Origin of the sequence: Streptosporangium sandarakinum, from assembly GCF_013409935.1 — a bacterium.
Classification (GTDB): domain Bacteria; phylum Actinomycetota; class Actinomycetes; order Streptosporangiales; family Streptosporangiaceae; genus Streptosporangium; species Streptosporangium nondiastaticum.
Map to the genome: position 1 here is coordinate 435,378 of NZ_JACCCO010000002.1, position 18,703 is coordinate 454,080.

Genomic DNA, 18,703 nt, shown 5'->3' on the forward strand with positions numbered 1-18,703 from the left:
ATCCGTCTGTCTCCGCCGGACCCTGTCGGGGTCGCGCGGTAGCTTTGGGGCTGCCCACAGGGCCGCCCGCCCCGGCTGCCCGTCCCGAGGAAAGAGAGACCGTGACCACGTCAATTCATCAGCGGATCGCCGACGAGCTGGGTGTGCGCGAGCGGCAGGTACAGGCGGCCGTGGAGTTGCTCGACGGCGGCGCCACGGTGCCGTTCATCGCCCGTTACCGCAAGGAGGTCACGGGGGCGCTCGACGACACGCAGCTGCGCACGCTGGAGGAGCGGCTGCGCTACCTTCGGGAGCTGGAGGACCGGCGGGCCGCGATCCTGGAGTCGATCCGTTCCCAGGGCAAGCTCGACGACGCCCTTGAGGCGCAGATCGTCGCGGCCGACTCCAAGGCCCGCCTGGAGGACATCTACCTCCCCTACAAGCCCAAGCGGCGGACCAAGGCGCAGATCGCCCGCGAGGCCGGTCTCGAACCGCTCGCCGACGGCCTGCTCGCCGACCCGTCCGTCGACCCGCAGGCCGCCGCCGCGGCCTTCGTCGGCGAGGGGGTGCCCGACGCCGCCGCCGCGCTGGACGGGGCGCGGGCGATCCTCGTCGAACGGTTCGCCGAGGACGCCGACCTGGTCGGCGAGCTGCGCGAGCGGATGTGGACGAAGGGCCGCATGGTCTCGGCGGTCCGCGAGGGCAAGGAGGAGCAGGGGGCGAAGTTCTCCGACTACTTCGACTTCGCCGAGCCGTTCACCAAGCTGCCCTCCCACCGGATCCTGGCGATGTTCCGCGGGGAGAAGGAGGAGATCCTCACCCTCACCCTGGAGCCCGAGCCGGAGCCCACCGGCTCCTACGAGGCGAGCATCGCCCACCGCTTCGGCGTCTCCGACCGGGGCCGCCCGGCCGACAAGTGGCTGGCCGACACCGTCCGCTGGGCCTGGCGCACCCGCGTCCTCGTCCACCTCGGCATCGACCTGCGGACCCGGCTGTGGCAGGCGGCCGAGGACGAGGCGGTGCGCGTGTTCGCCGCCAACCTCCGCGACCTGCTGCTCGCCGCGCCCGCCGGCACCCGCGCCACCATGGGCCTGGACCCGGGCCTGCGCACCGGCGTGAAGGTCGCGGTGGTCGACGCCACCGGCAAGGTGCTGGAGACCGCCACGATCTACCCGCACGAGCCGCGCCGCCAGTGGGACCAGTCGCTCGCCACGCTGGGCGCGCTCGCCAAGAAGCACGACGTGGAACTGGTCGCGATCGGCAACGGCACCGCCTCCCGCGAGACCGACAAGCTCGCCGGCGAGCTGGTGAAGCTGGTCCCCGGGCTGACCAAGATCGTGGTGTCGGAGGCCGGCGCCTCCGTCTACTCCGCCTCCGCCTACGCCGCCCAGGAGCTGCCCGGCCTGGACGTCTCGCTGCGCGGCGCGGTGTCGATCGCCCGGCGCCTGCAGGACCCGCTGGCCGAGCTGGTCAAGATCGACCCCAAGTCGATCGGCGTCGGCCAGTACCAGCACGACCTCGCCGAGACCAAGCTCTCCCGTTCGCTCGACGCGGTCGTCGAGGACTGCGTGAACGCGGTGGGGGTCGACGTGAACACCGCCTCGGCGCCGCTGCTGGCACGCGTGTCGGGCATCACGGCGGGCCTGGCCGACAACATCGTCGCCCACCGCGACGCGTCCGGCCCGTTCCGGTCGCGCCGGGCGCTCAAGGAGGTGCCCCGCCTCGGCCCCAAGGCGTTCGAGCAGTGCGCGGGCTTCCTGCGCATCCCGGACGGCGACGACCCCCTCGACACCTCCAGCGTGCATCCCGAGGCGTATCCGGTGGTGCGCCGCATCCTGTCGGCCACCGGCGGCGGCATCCGCGAGCTGATCGGCAACGGGACGGTCCTGCGGTCGCTGCGGCCCCAGGACTTCGTCGACGACACCTTCGGCCTGCCGACCGTCACCGACATCCTGTCGGAGCTGGAGAAGCCCGGCCGCGACCCGCGCCCGGCCTTCAAGACGGCGGCCTTCAAGGAGGGCGTGGAGAAGATCTCCGACCTCGAACCCGGCATGGTGCTGGAGGGCGTGGTCACCAACGTCGCCGCCTTCGGCGCGTTCGTCGACGTCGGCGTGCACCAGGACGGCCTGGTCCACGTCTCGGCGCTGTCGCACACCTTCGTCAGAGACCCGCGCGAGGTCGTCAGGCCCGGCGACATCGTCCGGGTCAAGGTGCTCGATGTCGACATCCCGCGCAAGCGCATCTCCCTGACCCTCCGGCTGGAGGACGAGCCCGCCCGCGGCGGGGGCGGCAGGCGTGACCAGGCCGACGGCGGCCGCCGCGGCGGCGACCGGCAGCAGGGCCAGGGTGACCGCCGGCAGGGACGCGGCGGGCAGCAGGGACGCGGCGGCCAGCAGGGGCGTGGCGACCGCCGGCGTGAGGCGCCGGGCGGCGCGATGGCCGACGCGCTGCGCCGCGCCGGGCTCACCGGCTCCGACGGCGACCGGTAGCCGGCGACGCATCACACGGTACGGCCGCCGCCCCCGTGGGCGGCGGCCGTACCGCCGGTCAGCCGCGCGGCGCGTACATGATCACGGCCATTCCGGCCAGGCAGATCAGCGCGCCGGCCACGTCCCAGCGGTCAGGCCGGAACCCGTCCATGACCATTCCCCAGGCCAGCGAGCCCGCGACGAACACCCCGCCGTAGGCGGCGAGGATTCGGCCGAAGTCCTGCGCGGGCTGAAACGCGGCCGCGAAGCCGTACGCTCCGAGCGCGAGGACACCGCCCGCGATCCAGAGCGGCCCGCGCCCCTCGCGCACGCCCTGCCACACCAGCCACGCGCCGCCGATCTCCGCGACGGCGGCGAGGGCGAACAGCAGCAGGGAGCGGAGGACGGTCATGGGTACGACGGTACCCGGCGGCGATCAACAGTCCGACCAGAGCCAGCACCGCCACCTCGAAGACCACGACCAGCCGCTGGGTCACCCCGGCGGGGATGTCCTCACCCGCCAGGGGGATCCCGAACATCCGCACCACGTACGGCAGGACCACCAGCACCAGCACGCCCAGGGACGCCAGGCTCAGCAGCCGCACCGGCCGGGCGTAGGAACCGGCGGCGTGCCGTCTGGAGAGGATCAGGCCCGCCACCGGCATGGCGAGGAAGGCCCCGAACGCCGCGTAGCGGTGGATGCCCCCGGACATCGACAGCGGCAGGCCGGGCGCGTCCGTGGGGAAGACGCCGATCAGCAGCATGCACAGGCCCCAGGCTCCGACCAGCAACGCGGCCCCGCGGTCCGCGGTGCGCCGCGCCAGCGCGATCCCGAAGGCGGCGGCGCCGGCCGCGAAGAACGTGAGGGATACGGGCAGCAGCCACCCGTCGGGCGCGAACGCGTACTCGCTGATCAGCGTGTGCACCGGGTCCAGCCCCGTGGCCACGTGCAGCCCCACCATCGACGCGGCTCCGGCGCCGATCGCCGCGTAACCGCCGTGGATCATCCCTGTTCCGGAGAAAGCCTGACTCGCCATGACTCAAAAATGGCGATCGACCAGGGGTTCGGAATATTGGAGATGGTCCCCAGGCGTCCCTGAGCCGTCCCCGAGGGACTCCGGCCCGGGGTGGGGTCACCCTCTGCGGGGACGTCCCGGACATGACCCCTCTGAGCTGCGCGGAGACCGCCGGGGGTAGGGCCTTCCCCCTCAGGGTCGGACCCCCGGGACGGCTCCGGGACGGAAGTCCCCTCGCGGGGCGCCTCCGGACCCGGCGCCCGCGGACGGGACGCCCCCGGGGCCGGGTTCCCGCTCGCAGGACACGCGCCTCCGGGGCCGGGTTCCCGCTCGCAGGACACGCCTCCGAAATCACGTGTCCCACCTGCCGGACCGCTCCGCGAGCCGGGCGCCCCGGGGGGACCCGCTTGACTTCGAGCGCGCTCTAAGCGGCAAGGTGAGACATATGGGGATCACCATCCAGGAGGCCTCGCGCCGCTCGGGACTGAGCGCGCACACGCTGCGGTACTACGAGCGGATCGGGCTCATCCACGAGGTGGAGCGCGACCCGAGCGGGCACCGCGCCTACACGGAGTCCGACCTGGCCTGGCTCGACTTCCTGACCAGGCTGCGATCGACCGGCATGCCGATCGCGGACATGTGCCGCTACGCCGAGCTGCGCCGCCGGGGCCCGGGGACCACCGCCGAACGGCGGCGGATCCTGGAGGCCCACCGGGAGCGGGTCAGGACGCGGATCGCGCGGCTCACCGAGGACCTGGGGATCCTCGACTACAAGATCGACTTCTATGCGACAACGGAGGCACGATGAACAGGCGCCGTCTCGGCCGGAACGGCCCCGAGGTCTCGGCCATCGGCCTGGGCTGCATGGGGATGTCGGAGTTCTACGGCGCGGCCGACGAGGCCGAGTCGATCGCGGTCATCCACCGCGCCCTCGACCTGGGGGTGAACTTCCTGGACACCGCCGACATGTACGGCAGGGGCCACAACGAGGAACTGGTGGGCCGGGCGATCGCCGGCCGCAGGGACGAGGTGGTGCTGGCCACCAAGTTCGGCATCGTCAGGAGCGACGACCCCGACGCCCGCGGCGTCGACGGCAGCCCCGCCTACGTCAAGAAGGCCGCCGAGGCCTCCCTGAAGCGGCTGGGCGTGGACCACATCGACCTGTACTACCTGCACCGCCGCGACCCCGATGTCCCCATCGAGGAGACCGTGGGGGCGATGGCCGAGCTGGTCGCCGAGGGCAAGGTCGGTCGTCTCGGCCTGTCGGAGGTGAGCGCGGAGACCCTGCGCCGGGCGCACGCCACGCATCCGATCGCCGCCCTGCAGAGCGAGTACTCCCTGTTCACCCGTGACATCGAGGCGGAGATCCTGCCGGCCGCGCGGGAACTGGGCGTCGCGCTGGTGGCCTACTCCCCCATCAGCCGGGGCCTGCTGGGCGGCACGCTGCCGCCCGCCGGGGAACTGCCCGACGACGACTTCCGCAAGCGCCACCCCCGGTTCACCGGGGAGAACGGGGCCCGCAACGAGGAGCTCGTGGCCGAGGTGCGCAAGATCGCCGAGGAGGCGGGCTGCACCGCGGCCCAGCTCGCCCTGGCCTGGCTGCTCTCCCGGGGCGAGGACGTGATCCCGATCCCGGGCACCAAGCGGCTGCGCTACCTGGAGGAGAACGCGGCGGCGGCCGGCGTCACGCTGACCCCGGACCAGCTCGCCGCGCTGGAGGCGGCGGTGCCGGGCGGCGCCCGGGGCGAGCGGTACGTGAACATGTCGCTGATCGAGCGCTGACCTCACCCGGGCCGGAACGCCGGACGGCGGCTCCGGCCCGGCACCCGGCCCCACCGGCTTCCGGAAGGCCGGGAACCGGACTCCCGTCCCCGGACGGCGGGAGAGTCGTGACTCCTATCAGTCTCACGGCGGATGCCGCCCGCCCGGCGCCCGCCCTACCCTCGCCCCATGAGCCTCCGTCTTCCCCCCACCGCGGCCGGCCGGCTGCCGGCGCTGGCGCTGGTGACGGCGGTCTGCGCCGCGGTCGGCGCGGGCCTCGCCGTACGGCGGCACCTGCGGATCGGTCGTCGCGCGCGGGAGCGCGGCGAACTGCTCGCCCGCGAGCCGGTGCGCGGGAGGCGGACGGTGAAAGGCGGGGTGGTGAGCAGCCGGACGGTGAACGAGCGAGCGGCCGGCGGTGGGACGGCGGGCGAGTGGGCGGCTGACGAGCGGACGGCGAGCGAGGAGCGGGCGAGGATCGCCCGGGAGCTGCACGACGTCGTCGCGCACAACGTCAGCGCGATGGTCATGCAGGCGGGCGCCGCGCGTCTGTCGCTCCGCCCCGACCAGGTCACCGAGCGCGAGGCGCTGCACGTGGTGGAGGAGACCGGCCGGGCCGCCGTGGAGGAGCTGCGCCGTACGCTGGGGCTGCTGCGCACCGGCGCCGAGGACGACGGACTGGCGCCGCAGCCGACCCTCGCCCGCCTGGACGACCTCGCCGAGCGGATGCGCGCCGCGGGCCTCGACGTGCGGCTGAGCGTCGAGGGTGAGCCGAGCCCGCTGCCCGTGGGCCTGGACCTGTCGGCGTACCGGATCGTGCAGGCGGCGCTGGACAACACCCTGCGGCACGCGGGTCCCACCACCGCCAGGGTGCGGATCGCCTACCGGCCCCGGGAGCTGCTCCTGGAGATCACCGACAGCGGGCCGCTCGACGGCCGCGCCGGGCCGGCGGGCGGACCCGGGGCCGGGCTGGTCGGCGTGCGGGAGCGGGTCGCGCTCTTCCACGGCAGCCTGTCGGCCGGTCCCGAGCCCGGCGGAGGGTACGGCGTGCGGGTGGTCTTCCCGCTGGCCTCCCACGCGGTCAGGCCGGGCAGGGTCACGGCGTAGGACGGTTTCGCCGTCGGCCTCCCACGCGGTCAGGCCGGAGCGTTCCGGCGGAACCGCGGGTTCAGGAAAGGGATGAAGATCACCTATCCGGCGGAAACCCCTACATTCACCCTGTCCTGTAAGGCTGCCGTGACCGCCCGGCAACCTGGGGTGGTTACTGTCCCGTGACATGCACAGTAAGAAGATCGCCGTCCTCGGCATGGCCGGGCTGACCGCCCTGGCCATCCCGTCGGTCGCACACGCCTCGGCCGGCAAGTCGGTGACGGTGACCGTGATGGGCACCTCCGATCTGCACGGCAACACCCTCAACTGGGACTATTTCAAGAACGCCGAGTTCGACGACGGCAAGGGCAACGACGTCGGCCTCGCCAAGGTCTCGACGATGGTCGACAAGATCCGCGCCGAGCGCGGCGCCGACCACACCCTGCTGTTCGACTCCGGCGACACCATCCAGGGCACGCCGCTGGCCTACTACTACGCCAAGGTCGAGCCGATCACACAGACCGGCGAGCTCCACCCCATGGCCCGCGCGATGAACGCCATCGGCTACGACGCGGTGACCCTGGGCAACCATGAGTTCAACTACGGCCTGCCGCTGCTGGCCACCTGGATCAAGCAGATGAAGGCCCCGGTGCTCGGTGCCAACGCCGTGGACGCCACCACCGGCAAGCCCGCCTACCAGCCGTTCGTCATCAAGACGATGAAGGTCAAGGGTGAGAAGCCGATCCGCGTCGGCGTGCTCGGCCTGACCAACCCCGGCGTCGCGATCTGGGACAAGGGCAACGTCGAGGGCAAACTGCGCTTCGACGACCTGGTCAAGACCGCCGGGAAGTGGGTGCCGGTCATCCGCGGCCTCGGCGCGGACGTGGTCGTGGTCACCGCGCACGCGGGCGACAACGGCCTGTCCTCCTACGGCGGCGACCTGCCGGTCGAGAACGCCGCCGCCATGGTCGGCGAGCAGGTCCCCGGCGTGGACGCCGTGCTGTTCGGGCACGCTCACAACGAGGTGCCGCAGCGGTTCGTCACCAACAAGGTCACCGGCGAGCAGATCCTGCTGACCGAGCCGGCCAAGTGGGGCCAGCGTCTCAGCGTGCTGGACTTCACGCTCACCAAGAAGAACGGCAAGTGGGCGGTCACCGGCAAGTCCTCCGCCACGCTGAACACCAACGCCGTCGCCGAGGACCCGAAGATCGTCGCGCTCATGAAGAAGCAGCACGACGCCACGGTCGGGTACGTCAACAAGGAGGTGGCCACCTCCAAGGACGAACTGCTGGCCGCCGAGTCCCCCTACAAGGACACCCCGATCCTGGACTACATCCAGAAGGTCCAGACCGAGACGGTGAAGAAGGCCATCGCCGGCACGGCGGACGCCGACCTGCCGGTGCTGTCGATCGCCGCGCCGTTCAGCCGGACCGCGACGTTCCCCGCCGGACCGGTGAGCATCCGCGACATGGCCGGCCTGTACATCTACGACAACACACTGATGGCCGTGAGGCTCACGGGCGCCCAGCTCAAGGACTACCTGGAGCACTCGGCGAAGTACTTCGCGCAGCTCGCCCCGGACGCCCCGGTCGACCTGTCCAGGCTGACCAACGCCGGCAACATCCCCGACTACAACTACGACCAGCTCTCCGGCGTCGGCTACGACGTGGACGTCGCCAAGCCTGCCGGCCAGCGGATCACCGGTCTGTCCTACAACGGGCAGCCCGTCTCCGCCGACCAGCGGTTCGTGGTCGCCGTCAACAACTACCGCCAGTCGGGCGGCGGCGGCTTCCCGCACGTCTCGACCGCGCCGGTGGTCTACAACGCCCAGGTGGAGATCCGCCAGGCGCTGATCGACTACGCCACGGAGACCAAGATCATCGACTCCGCCGACTTCGCCGAGGTCAACTGGAAGCTGACCCGCGACGGCAAGCCGCTCTTCTAGGTCCCCGGACCCCTCTTCCGGGACCTTCCGGATTCCGGCGGTCCATCGCATGTCCCGGGGCCGCCTCCGCCGTACGGCGGAGGCGGCCCCGGCCCGTCTCCCGGGCGGGCCCGGACCGGCGGCGACCCGCGCGCTCGACCGGGAAGCGCCCGGGAAGCGCCCAGGAAGCGCCCGGGAAGCCCGGGAAGCCCCCGGGACGCCCGGCCCGGCTCAGCCCCGGCGGGAGGCGCTCCGCCGGGGGACGACGGCGACGGGTTCCGCCATGTACCACCGGGTGAACCGCTCGCCCCTCGCCAGCGAGTCGAGCCTGCGGGGCAGCTCCCGGCGGGAGAAGGGGTCGGCGCCGGCATTGCGGATGTGGATGCCCACGGCGTACATGTCGCGGACCTCCATCAGGGTGGCGTAGCCCGGCCACGACCGCAGGTCCCGGCCGTAGGCGAGGGCGAAGGCGTCCACGTCGGCGGCGGTGAGGCCGAAGCGGCGCTGGCCGTGGTAGGTGTGGACCAGGTCCCACTCGCACGGCCCGACCGCGACGCCGTCCCAGTCGCAGAGCACGACGTGCCCGTCTGTGCGGCGCAGCAGGTTGTCGATCCAGGCGTCGCCGTGCAGCAGCACCGGGGCGCCCTTCACCTCCAGGTCCGACCACCGCTCGGTCAGCTCGGCGATGCGGTCGCGCAGCCAGGTCCGCTGGCCGGGGGTGAGCACGTCGGAGCGGTCCACCTCGGCGCGGATCCCGGCCAGCGGGTTGGTGAACCGTTTCACCGCCACCGGCGGCACCGGCAGCAGGTGCAGGGTGCGCAGGATCTCGCCCAGCTCGGTGGTGGTGGGACGCTCGGCCGCCGCCGGGACGTAGTGCCAGAAGGTGACGACCCCGCCCTCGTGGACCACCGGCTGCTCGCAGATCGTGTCGGCCGGCCGTACCGCGGGGAAGCCCTGCTGGGCCAGCCACCGGGCCACCGCCAGGACCACCGGCAGGCGGGCCCGCGCGTCGGACGCGGTGGCGATCCGCACCACGATCTCCCCGCGCAGCTTGAAGACGGCGTTGCTGCGCACCCGCAGCAGCTCGGCGCCCCGGTGGTCGATCCCCAGGTCCTCGCAGACGTCGCGCAGGACCGCGAACGCGTCCCGCGCCAGCGAACCGCCCATCACACGGCCCGTGCCGCGTCGTCGAGCAGGTCGGCCAGCCGGCGCGCCGCCGCCGTACGGTGCCGGGACGGCGGCATCTCCGCCAGTACCGCCCGGGCCCGGTCGAGCACGATGGAGGTGCGGTGCTCCGCCGGCACCTGGAGCAGTGCCTTCTCCGCCAGCAGGCAGGCGTCCTCGACCTCGCCGCCGCGGGCCAGGTGCGCGGCCCGGTCGAGCAGGATGAGCACCGGGTCGATGGCGTAGGCGCCGGAGGGGCCCGGTGTCCAGTCGACCTCCTCGCCCAGCTCGATCAGGGTGCCGATCCGGTAGAACTGCAGCCGCCGCTCGGAGAAGCGGAAGGCCAGGTGGTCGTGGCCCTCGGGGGGCATCCTGGCGAAGATCCGCTCCGCCTCGGCGAGCGCGACCCTGGCGGCCCGGTGCTCGCCCATCCTGGCGAGCGCGCGGGCCTCGGCCGCCGCGCCGAGGGCCGCCGGGGAGCTGGGCGCGCTGCCGGCCAGCGTCCGCGCCTCCCGGGCGAGCCGCACGGTCTCGGCGAGGTCGCCGTAGTAGTAGGGCAGCATGGCCTCCTGCGCCCGGACCAGGGCGCGCAGCCGCAGGTCGCCCATGTCGTCGGCGGCGGTGCGGGCGGTGCCGTACCAGGTGTGGGCCTGGCGGGTGTCGCCGAGCTTCATCAGCGCGTCGGCCGACAGCAGCGCGAGCATCACGGTGGCGTTGAGCAGGCGCCGCTGGGCCATCGCGGGCTGCCGGGCGCCGACGAGCGTCCGCACGTCGGACAACTCCAGCATCAGCCGGTAGAGCATGGGCAGCGGAGCGCTGGTGACGTACTCCCGCCGGTAGCGCAGCACCTGCTCGTCGAGGCGGTCGAGCTGCTCCTCGGAGACGGTGGCCGCGACGAGCGTGCGGTCGAGGTCCTGGCGGATCCGCTCGACCTCGGCGAGCAGGCGCCCGTTCAGCGGCAGCCGCGCGCCGAGCAGCGCGTGGTGGAACAGCGCGCGGCGCTCCATGCCGTCGTCGCCGCCGGCCCTCTCGTCGGCCTGGTACGGCGTGCGGCCGTCCCCCGCGGCGACCACCACGATCCTGGCCTCACCGCCGTCGTCCTCGCAGTAGTCGCCGGCCAGTCCGAGCCGTACGGCGTTGGCCCGGTACAGCCGCGCCAGCAGGTCGATGGTCTGCGGTCGCGGCCGGGCCCGGTGGTTCTCCCAGGCGTTGAGCAGGTCGATGCTGGCCCGCGCCTCGCCCAGATCGTGGCGTTCGCACAGCTCCTCCAGCTCCTCGACCGCCTGCCGGGCCGACCAGCCCCGGGCCAGCCGGTGCGCCTTGAGCAGGCTCACCCCGCAGCAGCCACGGATGGCCTGGGCCGTCTGCCAATGGGTCCATCGCCTCGCCTGCGCCTGCTCGCGCCAACGCCGCGCGCACGCGGGCGGGTGCTCACCTCGGGCCACGGCGCCCTCCCCGGTCGCTGTTCACCCATCACGGACGAGGGCGCGCCACAGCGTGAGCGCTCCCGCGCCTCGCCTTCCCGTTATCGCGCTTTCCGCACGGAACAGGGGGAATTTTCCTCCCTATTCCACCAGTTCGGTGGGAGATAGCAAGATGGGACATTGCCTGCCGCGCCGGGAAAACGCACTCTGCTGGGAAGAACGACACCAGCATCCGCCGGGAGTGATCCGGATGACGGCAGACGACGGCCAGGCCGTTGATCATCTGCGGCGACTCGCCGCCCAACTGGAGGCCCACTCCTTCAAGGTGTGCCTCGACGCCCCGGCGGGGCCGCCGCCCCGCCTGCACGTGACCAACCCGATGGTCCCCACCGTGTCCGAGGACGTCCTCGCCGCCCACGAGGAGGACGGCGAGTGGTGGTTCTGGCTGTCGTGGGCCGGCCGCATCGGGCACGCCGAGGACATCGCCACGGCCGCGGAGCGCGTGGCCAGCGTGCTGCACGTGGCGCGTCGATAGGTGATTCTTGGCGCGGACATGGGTAACACGTGTTAAGCCCGTGAGAGGAGTGACCTGTGAGAAGGATCCAGATCATCCAGCGGCCGCGGCCGCCCCGTGAGCCGGCGCCGCTCGACATGCGGACCCCCTCGGGAAAGATCCTGCCCTTCTAGCCCCGGTCGGAGGAAGCCCCCGGGACCTCCCTCCGGCTCCGGCCGGCGTGCCGCGCCGGCGCGGGCGCCCCGCCGGCACACGCCATCCGTGGCGAGGCCGTACCGAGGCCGTACCGGGGTCGCGTCCGAGCCCCGCCGGGCCCCGCGACGCCTTCCCACGGCCGTGCCACGGGCCTTGCAAGGAGGCTTAAAGCAGGTTGCAGGCGGTCCGGTGAACCTTGGGACCATGAGCAGCCGTCCCTTTCCCGTCAGCGTCAGCGTGGTGGTCCCCGCCCTCAACGAAGCAGCCAACCTCCCACACGTGTTCGCGACCCTGCCCCCGTGGATCGACGAGGTGATCCTCGTCGACGGAAATTCCACCGACGGCACCGTCGCCGTCGCCCGGTCCCTCCGTCCCGGCCTGCGCGTGGTCACCCAGACCCGCAGGGGCAAGGGCAACGCCCTCGCCGAGGGGTTCGCCGCCGCCACGGGCGACATCATCGTCATGATCGACGCCGACGGCTCCACCGACGGCCATGAGATCTTCGCCTTCGTGACCGCGCTGGTCGAGGGCGCCGACTTCGCCAAGGGCTCCCGTTACGCCCCCGGAGGCGGATCCGACGATCTCAGCCCGCTCCGCTCGCTGGGCAACAGGGCACTGACCCTGGTCACCAATCGGTTGCACGGCACCCGCTACACCGACCTGTGCTACGGCTACAACGCCTTCTGGGCGTGCCACCTCGACGCCCTGGGCCTCGACTGCGACGGCTTCGAGGTGGAGACCCTGATGAACATCCGCGCGGCCCGCGCCGGGCTGGTGATCCGCGAGGTGCCAAGCCACGAGCGCAGCCGCATCCACGGCGTCAGCAACCTGAACGCCGTACGGGACGGCTGGCGGGTGCTCCGCACCATCCTGCGTGAGCACCGCTCAGCCGAGTCCTCGACACCCGTCCACGCGGCCGCCACGATCTGACCCGCCCTCCCGGGCGGCGGAGAACCCTCTTTCGGCCTCGGGTTCGGCTGCTCCGTGTCCAGACGGACCGGACAGGGATGTCGGTGGTCGGCCCGTTCGAGCCCCTCGCCTGATCGCCGGAACCCGTCGTGCGGCGGCCGGGCGGGGTCAGCAGGCGGTGGCCTCCAGGGCCTCGGTGACCGAGGGGAAGATCTCGAAGACCTGGGTGAGCCCGGCGAGGTTGAGCCGCCGGGCCAGGTTGCCCTGGATACCGGTGAGGATGAGCCGGAACCCCCTGATCTGGCCGTTGTGCCGCGCCTGGAGCAACTCGCCGATGCCGGAGGAGTCGCAGAAGGTCAGGGCGGACAGGTCGAGGATGATGGTCTTCGACGGCGCGGCGCGCCAGACCTTGCTCAGCTCGGCCCGCAGGATCGGCGTGTGGTAATGATCCAGTTCGCCGCTGGCCTGCACGACGATCGTCGAACCGTGCAGTCCTGACGTCGCCGTGAAACTGGGCTCCGGCTCATTACCCACGAACATGATCAACCTTCTACAGCGGCCGTTCTCAGCCATGCAACTGTCTCATACGGAGCGGACCATCCCGGCGGCACGGCGGTCCGGCGCCCTTCGGCGTCCGGCGCCTCCACCCGATCCCCGCGTGCGCCCGTGGTGTGGAGCGTCCGCGGATCCCGGCCGGGTTTCCCCTTCTACGACGTCTGTCAATCCCCTTCGGGTGACAGGTGCCCCCCGGCGACGGGAGTATTCAGGATCCGGACCGCGGTCTTCCGGCGGGGAGCCGGGGAACCGCCGCGCGCAGAGGGCCCGCCGGAGAAGCGGGTGTGCGCCGTGAGTCCCCCGTGAGGGCGGCGCACCGGAGAGCCGGGGGCGGCCGGACCGCGCGACGCGACCGCGAGGCGAGCGGACGAAGGCCGCCGCGAACTGCGGCGTCTCATTATGTGAACAAAGGGGGCGAAATTCCCGAGACGTTGGCGTAGTCTCTCCGAAACTCCACCTAAAAGGGAGTCGGAGATGAAAAGGGTACGAATCGTCCAGAAGCCCCGTCCGCCTCGTACGCCCGCCCCTCTCGACCTGCGCACGCCCTCAGGCCGAAGGCTCCCTTTCTGACGACCTCCCGCGCCGCCCGCCCTTCGCCCGCAGGAACACCCGGTTGGCGAACCACAGGACCACGCCCACGACCAGGAGCACGCCCGCACGAAGGTAGACCTCGCCTTCGCGGCCCGTGACGGGCAGCGCCAGCACCACGCAGACCACCGCGCCCAGGACGGGCATCCAGCTCGGGGCCCGGTAGTGCCCGTGCTCCACCGGGTCCTTGCGCAGGACCAGCACGGCCACGTTGACCAGCGCGAACACACACAGCAGCAGGAGAACGGTGGTGTCCGCCAGGCCGCTCACGTCACCGGTGATCACCAGCGCCACCGCGATGCCCAGGGTGAACAGGATGGCCACCCACGGGGTGGACCTGCGGTGGTGGACGGCCGCGAAAACGCCCGGCACGATGCCCTCGCGGGCCATGCCGTACACCAGGCGCGAGGCCATGAGCATGTTGATCAGGGCGGTGTTGCCCACGGCCAGCAGGGCGATGAGCGCGAACAGTTTCGGCGGGAACGCCAGGCCCGCGACCTTGACCACCTCCAGGAGCGGCCCGGTGGACCCGGTCAGGGTCCTGGTGTCCACCAGCATGGTCGCGGTGAAGGCGACGGCCATGTAGATCAGCGCGGCCACGGTGATGCCGCCGAACAGCGCCCGGGGGAAGTCCCGCTGGGGGTCGCGGCACTCCTCGGCGAGGTTGACCGAGTCCTCGAAGCCGAGCAGCGAGTAGAAGGCGAGGGCCGTGCCGCCGAGGACGCCGAGGAACGCGCCGTTGACCGGATGGAACTGCACGGCCCTGGCGGGCTCGCCCTCGCCGGAGACCAGCGCGTAGATCCCGATCGCGACGATGACCAGCAGGCCGAACGCCTCGATGATCGTCAGGACCACGTTGACCCGGACCGACTCGGAGATGCCGGCGAAGTTCACCAGCGTGACCAGGCCGAGGAAGATCAGCGCGCCGACGACGGCCGGCAGCGTGACGAACTCGCCCAGGTAGTTGCCGCCGAAGGCGCGGGCCGCCGCGCTCGCCGAGGTGATCCCGCTCATCAGCACGGCGAACGCCACCATGAACGTGACGAAGGGGACGCCGAACGCCTTGTTGGCGTACAGCGCCGCGCCGGCCGCCCGGGGATACTTGCCGACCAGCTCGGCGTAGGCCGTGGCGGTGAGGGCGGCGAGCACGAAGGCGACGAGGAAGGGCAGCCACAGCGCCCCGCCGACGTAGCCGGCCACCTTCCCGACCAGGGCGTATATCCCCGCGCCGAGGATGTCCCCGACCACGAACATCAACAGCACCTTGCGCCCGATGACCCGCTTCAACGATTGCTTACCGGTTTCGGACCCGACGACAGCCTCAGCCATGCGGCTGCCTTACCCGAAGTCGAGACGGAATCACGCTCGGTCACACCGGCCGCTTTTTTCGGCAACCATGAAGTGCCTTTGAGGACAGCCCTCTAAGGTGCACCTGTCACAAAAGGCAAAGAAAGGCAAAAAGTGGTTTCCGTCCTCACCTCCCGCCGTGTCGCCGCCACCGTCGCGGGAGCCGTCCTCCTCTCCCTGTCCGCCGCCTGCGGCGGATCCGGCGACGCGGCGATGTGCGCCGACGCGCAGAAGGTCATGACCGGCTTCCAGACCGACTTCGCGGGTGCCGGCCTGGACACGGAGAAGATGAACGCGGTGAACGAGAAGTACGCCGCGAACTTCAAGGCCATGGCCGCCAAGGCCGACGGCGACCTCGCCTCGGCGCTCAACGACCTGTCCGCGGCCTTCGGCGCCCTCAAGCTCGACACCGGCGACTCGAAGGCCTCCGTCACCGCCGTCCAGAGCTTCACCACGAAGATCTCGGAGGCCGGCGTCAAGCTCACCACCGCCTGCTCCTGACGCGCGCCGCGCCTCCCCCTCTCCCCGAGCTCCCCGAGGAGGCGCGCCGCCGTACGACCCGGCCGACCCGAGCGGCCGGGCCGTAACCGGCCACGCACCGCACCGGCCGCGCGCCGTACGTGCCGCGGGGCTGAGCCGTACGGCGCGTACGGCTCAGCCCCGCGGCCCCCGCGCCTGCTCGTAGCAGCGGTCGAAGCCCTCCAGCACGGCCGGCCAGGAGCTGCGGACCGGCTCGGTCGCACGGTTGTGCGCCGCGATCGCCTCGCGCAGCTCGCGGTCGCGCACCAGCCTGGCCACCGCCGCGACCAGGCCGTCGAAGCTCCTGCCCAGCAGCCCCTCCTTGCCGGGCCGCACGAAGTCGGCCACCCCGCTCTGCGCCCGCGCGACCACCGGTACGCCCGCCGCCCTGGCCTCCAGCGCCGCCAGCCCGAACGACTCGCGGGGCGCCGGGGCGACGAACACGTCCGCGGTGGTGAGCAGCTCGCGGATCCGGTCGCGGTCGTAGCGGCCGGGCAGCGACACCCATCCGGCCATGCCGTTGGACCTCAGGTAACGCTCCATCTGGGCGCGCGCCGGGCCGTCCCCGACGATCGTGGCCCGCATCGGCGTGTCCCCCGGGACCTGCGCCCTGGCCTCCTTCAGCAGCCGCAGCAGCCGGACCGGCTGCTTGCGGGGCGCCAGCCGCCCCACCGCGACGACGTGCACCGGCTCGCCGCCGGGCACGTGCCGGGCCGGGCCGGTGGCGCGCCAGCCGGAGACGTCCAGGCCGTTGGAGACGACGTGCACCGGCACGCCCCGGCCGGCCACCGCGCGGATCGGCCGGGCCGCCGCCTCGCTCACCGTGGTGCCCACCAGCCCCCAGCGGTGCCACTCGAACGCCAGCCGCAGGCCGGTGTAGACGGCGCGGGTGACCGGGTCCCACATGCTGTGCACGGTCACCACGGTGGGCAGCCCCAGGCGGACGGCCGCGCGGACGCCCATCCAGGCGAACGGCGAGACCGCGCCGGTGTGCACGTGGACCACGTCGGGCCGCCGGGCCCTCATCAGCCGCAGCAGGTGCCCCACCCCGAACGGGTGGACCGGCAGGTCGAAGGGCAGCCCCGCGACGATCCGGTGCACCCCCGGCAGGGGGTCGCCCGGCGTGGCGGTCGCCACCTCGACGTCGTGGCCCGCCTCGCGCTGCGACCGGATCAGATCGGCGACCTGGACCTCGATCCCGCCCAGGCGCGGCAGGTAACAATCGCTGACGTGGAGGATCCTCACCGTGCCAGCGTATCCCCGCGTGAGATCATGCCTGCGTGCCCGTCTGGGGAGGCCCCATGAGCGGGAGACGGACCGCGCGAACGGAGTGAAGGCGATCAAGACCGTCAGGACAGCCGTGTTCTTCCATGCCCATCCCGATGACGAGGCCCTGCTGACCGCGGGGACCATGGCCATGCTCGCGGCCGAGGGGCACCGGGTGGTCCTCGTGGTGGCGACCTCCGGCGAGCGGGGCCAGGCCGACCTGGAGCCGGGTGAGGCGCTGGGCGCGGCGCGGGTCGCGGAGCTGTACAGGTCGGCGGCGGCGCTGGGCTGCGCCCGCGTGGTGAACCTCGGGTACGGCGACTCCGGGCTGGCGCCCGGCGGCGGGATCGCCGACGACCGCCCGGACAACGCGTTCATCGACGCCGACACCGAGGAGGCCGCCCGGCGGCTCGCGGCGATCCTCACCGAGGAGGACGCCCACCTGCTGACGACCTACGACCCGGCAGGGGGCTACGGTCACCCCGACCACGTCCAGGTGCACCGGGTCGGCACCCGGGCCGCGGAGATCGCCGGCACCCCGATCGTGCTGGAGGCCACGGTCAACCGCGACCCGCTGCTCAGGGGCATCCGCCTGATCAGCCGCTTCTACCCGCAGCTCGACATCCGCGCCTTCGAGCGCGCCTACTCCCCCGGCGAGGCGATCACCCACCGGGTGGCCGTGCGGCGCTTCGCCCGCCAGAAGCGGGCCAGCATGGCCGCCCACGCCTCCCAGGCCACCGGGGCCGACACCCGCACGCTGGGCGTGATGCTCAAGGTCCCCCGGCCCCTCTACCGGCTCATCTTCGGCACGGAGTGGTACGTTCAGCGCGGCCTGCCGTCGGGCACGAGGTTGAGGCATCCCTTCGAAGTTCCTTCGAAAGGATGAGCCCCGAACCGGCAGACTGGTTCATGGGGGTGTGATGAAGAACAAGTGGGTCCAGATCGGATTGTCGGCGGTGTCGCTGGCGCTGGCCGCCACGCTGGTGCTCTTCCTGCCGGAGATCCTGCAGGCGATGACGGGTGAGCACGTCTCCTGGTCGACGATCGGCGCCCAGTTCGCCAAGCTGAGCTGGCAGACGGTCGCGCTGATGACCGCCGTCTGGCTGGCGAGCCTGCTGGCCTACACGTTCGTGCTGACCGCCTCCCTGCCGAAGCTGACCCACCTTCAGGCGCTGACGCTCAACGCGGGCGGCAGCGCGGTGAGCAACCTGCTGCCGTTCGGCGGCGCCGCCGGGGTCGCGATGACCCTCGCGATGACCAAGGGCTGGGGCTTCCCGCTCCGGGCCGTCGTGGTCTCCACCCTGGTCAGCGGCATCTGGAACACCCTCTTCCGGTTCATCCTGCCCGCCGTGGGCATCGTGGCGCTGCTGTTCAGCGACCAGGACCTCAACCCCGCCGTGACCGGCGCGGCCTGGGCGGGCGTGCTGTCCATCCTCGCCCTGGTCGCCGTGGTGACCGCCGCCCTCTACTGGGACCGCGCCGCGGCCCTGCTCGGCCGCGCCCTCGACGCCCTGGCCCGGCTGCTCCCGGCGAGGATCCGGCCCGACCGGCACGGGCTGTCGCAGGCGCTGGAGAAGCTGCGCGCCGACACCTCCGAGATCGTCCGGCGCCGCTGGTCCGGGCTGACGCTGGGCATGATCTCCTTTCTCGCGCTGCAGTGGCTGATCCTGGTCTGCTGCCTGCAGGCGACCGGCGCCTACACCGGGCTGGCCCAGTCGGTCGCCGCGTTCGCCCTGTCCAGGGTGCTGACCACCGCCCTGGTGACCCCGAGCGGGGCCGGGATCATGGAGGCCGGCACCGTCGGCGCGCTGGTCTTCTTCGGCGCCCCGGTCGATTCGGCGACCGCCGCCGCCCTGCTCTTCGGGTTCTGGACCTACACTGTCGAAATCCCCTTCGGCGGCCTGGCGCTCGGCGCGTGGGCGCTCCTGCGCCGGCGTGACAACGCCGCCCCGGCCCGCGAGGAGGAGCCGGTCCGCCGTTAGGAG

General features: G+C 72.4%; 16 protein-coding genes and 1 pseudogene. 10 read left to right on the forward strand and 7 right to left on the reverse strand.

The genetic code is table 11. The annotated features are described in order from the left end of the window. Positions 1-101: 101 nt before the first annotated feature. Positions 102-2,468, forward strand: a complete 2,367-nt coding sequence (locus HDA43_RS20635) for a Tex family protein (RefSeq protein ID WP_179824190.1) — start codon at positions 102-104, stop codon at positions 2,466-2,468. Between the two features lie 58 nt (positions 2,469-2,526). On the opposite strand, the gene HDA43_RS20640 is transcribed toward HDA43_RS20635, so the two are convergent. Both HDA43_RS20640 and HDA43_RS36750 read right to left on the reverse strand, forming a co-directional pair. Further along, complete coding sequence (locus HDA43_RS20640) at positions 2,527-2,859, reverse strand: YnfA family protein (RefSeq protein ID WP_179824192.1); 333 nt, start codon at positions 2,857-2,859, stop codon at positions 2,527-2,529. An 88-nt stretch (positions 2,860-2,947) separates the two neighbouring features. Continuing rightward, positions 2,948-3,484, reverse strand: a pseudogene (locus tag HDA43_RS36750) (DUF998 domain-containing protein); the annotation flags it as partial. Between the two features lie 424 nt (positions 3,485-3,908). Here HDA43_RS36750 and HDA43_RS20650 point away from each other — a divergent pair. The 4 genes from HDA43_RS20650 (at position 3,909) to HDA43_RS20665 (ending at position 8,258) form a co-directional block, all read left to right on the forward strand. Then, the gene (locus HDA43_RS20650) at positions 3,909-4,271 is read left to right on the forward strand and encodes a MerR family transcriptional regulator (protein ID WP_179824194.1); all 363 of its coding nucleotides are present in this window, start codon (positions 3,909-3,911) and stop codon (positions 4,269-4,271) included. Further along, a complete protein-coding gene (locus tag HDA43_RS20655) occupies positions 4,268-5,245 on the forward strand; it encodes an aldo/keto reductase (protein ID WP_179824196.1) in 978 nt (325 codons plus the stop codon). The genes HDA43_RS20650 and HDA43_RS20655 overlap by 4 nt, the downstream gene beginning before the upstream one ends. Before the next feature lie 168 nt (positions 5,246-5,413). After that, positions 5,414-6,331 (forward strand): sensor histidine kinase, encoded by a 918-nt coding sequence (locus HDA43_RS20660; RefSeq protein ID WP_179824198.1) that lies wholly within the window; start codon positions 5,414-5,416, stop codon positions 6,329-6,331. Positions 6,332-6,500: 169 nt separating this feature from the next. Further along, entirely contained in the window at positions 6,501-8,258 is a 1,758-nt protein-coding gene (locus HDA43_RS20665; RefSeq protein ID WP_179824200.1) for a 5'-nucleotidase C-terminal domain-containing protein, read from the forward strand. A gap of 210 nt (positions 8,259-8,468) precedes the next feature. Here the strand turns inward: HDA43_RS20665 and HDA43_RS20670 are convergent, their stop codons facing one another. Then, positions 8,469-9,404 (reverse strand): phosphotransferase enzyme family protein, encoded by a 936-nt coding sequence (locus HDA43_RS20670; protein ID WP_179824202.1) that lies wholly within the window; start codon positions 9,402-9,404, stop codon positions 8,469-8,471. Then, on the reverse strand, positions 9,404-10,846 hold the full coding sequence (locus tag HDA43_RS20675) for an NsdA family TPR-like regulatory protein (protein WP_179824204.1): 1,443 nt from the start codon (positions 10,844-10,846) through the stop codon (positions 9,404-9,406). Before HDA43_RS20675 ends, HDA43_RS20670 begins: the two co-directional genes overlap by 1 nt. Before the next feature lie 229 nt (positions 10,847-11,075). Between HDA43_RS20675 and HDA43_RS20680 the strand changes: the two genes are divergently transcribed. Both HDA43_RS20680 and HDA43_RS20685 read left to right on the forward strand, forming a co-directional pair. Beyond that, complete coding sequence (locus tag HDA43_RS20680) at positions 11,076-11,360, forward strand: hypothetical protein (protein ID WP_179824206.1); 285 nt, start codon at positions 11,076-11,078, stop codon at positions 11,358-11,360. Positions 11,361-11,738: 378 nt separating this feature from the next. Next, entirely contained in the window at positions 11,739-12,464 is a 726-nt protein-coding gene (locus HDA43_RS20685) for a glycosyltransferase family 2 protein (RefSeq protein WP_179824208.1), read from the forward strand. Between the two features lie 147 nt (positions 12,465-12,611). Here HDA43_RS20685 and HDA43_RS20690 read toward each other — a convergent pair whose 3' ends face one another. Further along, positions 12,612-12,983: an STAS domain-containing protein gene (locus HDA43_RS20690; protein WP_179824210.1), complete on the reverse strand. Its 372-nt coding sequence runs from the start codon at positions 12,981-12,983 to the stop codon at positions 12,612-12,614. A 561-nt stretch (positions 12,984-13,544) separates the two neighbouring features. Further along, positions 13,545-14,915, reverse strand: a complete 1,371-nt coding sequence (locus HDA43_RS20695; protein ID WP_179824211.1) for an APC family permease — start codon at positions 14,913-14,915, stop codon at positions 13,545-13,547. A 132-nt stretch (positions 14,916-15,047) separates the two neighbouring features. Here HDA43_RS20695 and HDA43_RS20700 point away from each other — a divergent pair, with 132 nt between their 5' ends. After that, the gene (locus tag HDA43_RS20700; protein WP_179824213.1) at positions 15,048-15,434 is read left to right on the forward strand and encodes a DUF8711 family protein; all 387 of its coding nucleotides are present in this window, start codon (positions 15,048-15,050) and stop codon (positions 15,432-15,434) included. Positions 15,435-15,587: 153 nt separating this feature from the next. Here the strand turns inward: HDA43_RS20700 and HDA43_RS20705 are convergent, their stop codons facing one another. After that, the gene (locus tag HDA43_RS20705; RefSeq protein ID WP_179824215.1) at positions 15,588-16,697 is read right to left on the reverse strand and encodes a glycosyltransferase family 4 protein; all 1,110 of its coding nucleotides are present in this window, start codon (positions 16,695-16,697) and stop codon (positions 15,588-15,590) included. Positions 16,698-16,812: 115 nt separating this feature from the next. Between HDA43_RS20705 and HDA43_RS20710 the strand changes: the two genes are divergently transcribed. Both HDA43_RS20710 and HDA43_RS20715 read left to right on the forward strand, forming a co-directional pair. After that, positions 16,813-17,604 carry a PIG-L deacetylase family protein gene (locus HDA43_RS20710; protein ID WP_179824217.1) on the forward strand — a complete coding sequence of 264 codons (792 nt, stop codon included), beginning with the start codon at positions 16,813-16,815 and terminating at the stop codon, positions 17,602-17,604. A gap of 34 nt (positions 17,605-17,638) precedes the next feature. Next, the gene (locus tag HDA43_RS20715) at positions 17,639-18,700 is read left to right on the forward strand and encodes a lysylphosphatidylglycerol synthase transmembrane domain-containing protein (RefSeq protein ID WP_179824219.1); all 1,062 of its coding nucleotides are present in this window, start codon (positions 17,639-17,641) and stop codon (positions 18,698-18,700) included. Positions 18,701-18,703 lie beyond the last annotated feature (3 nt).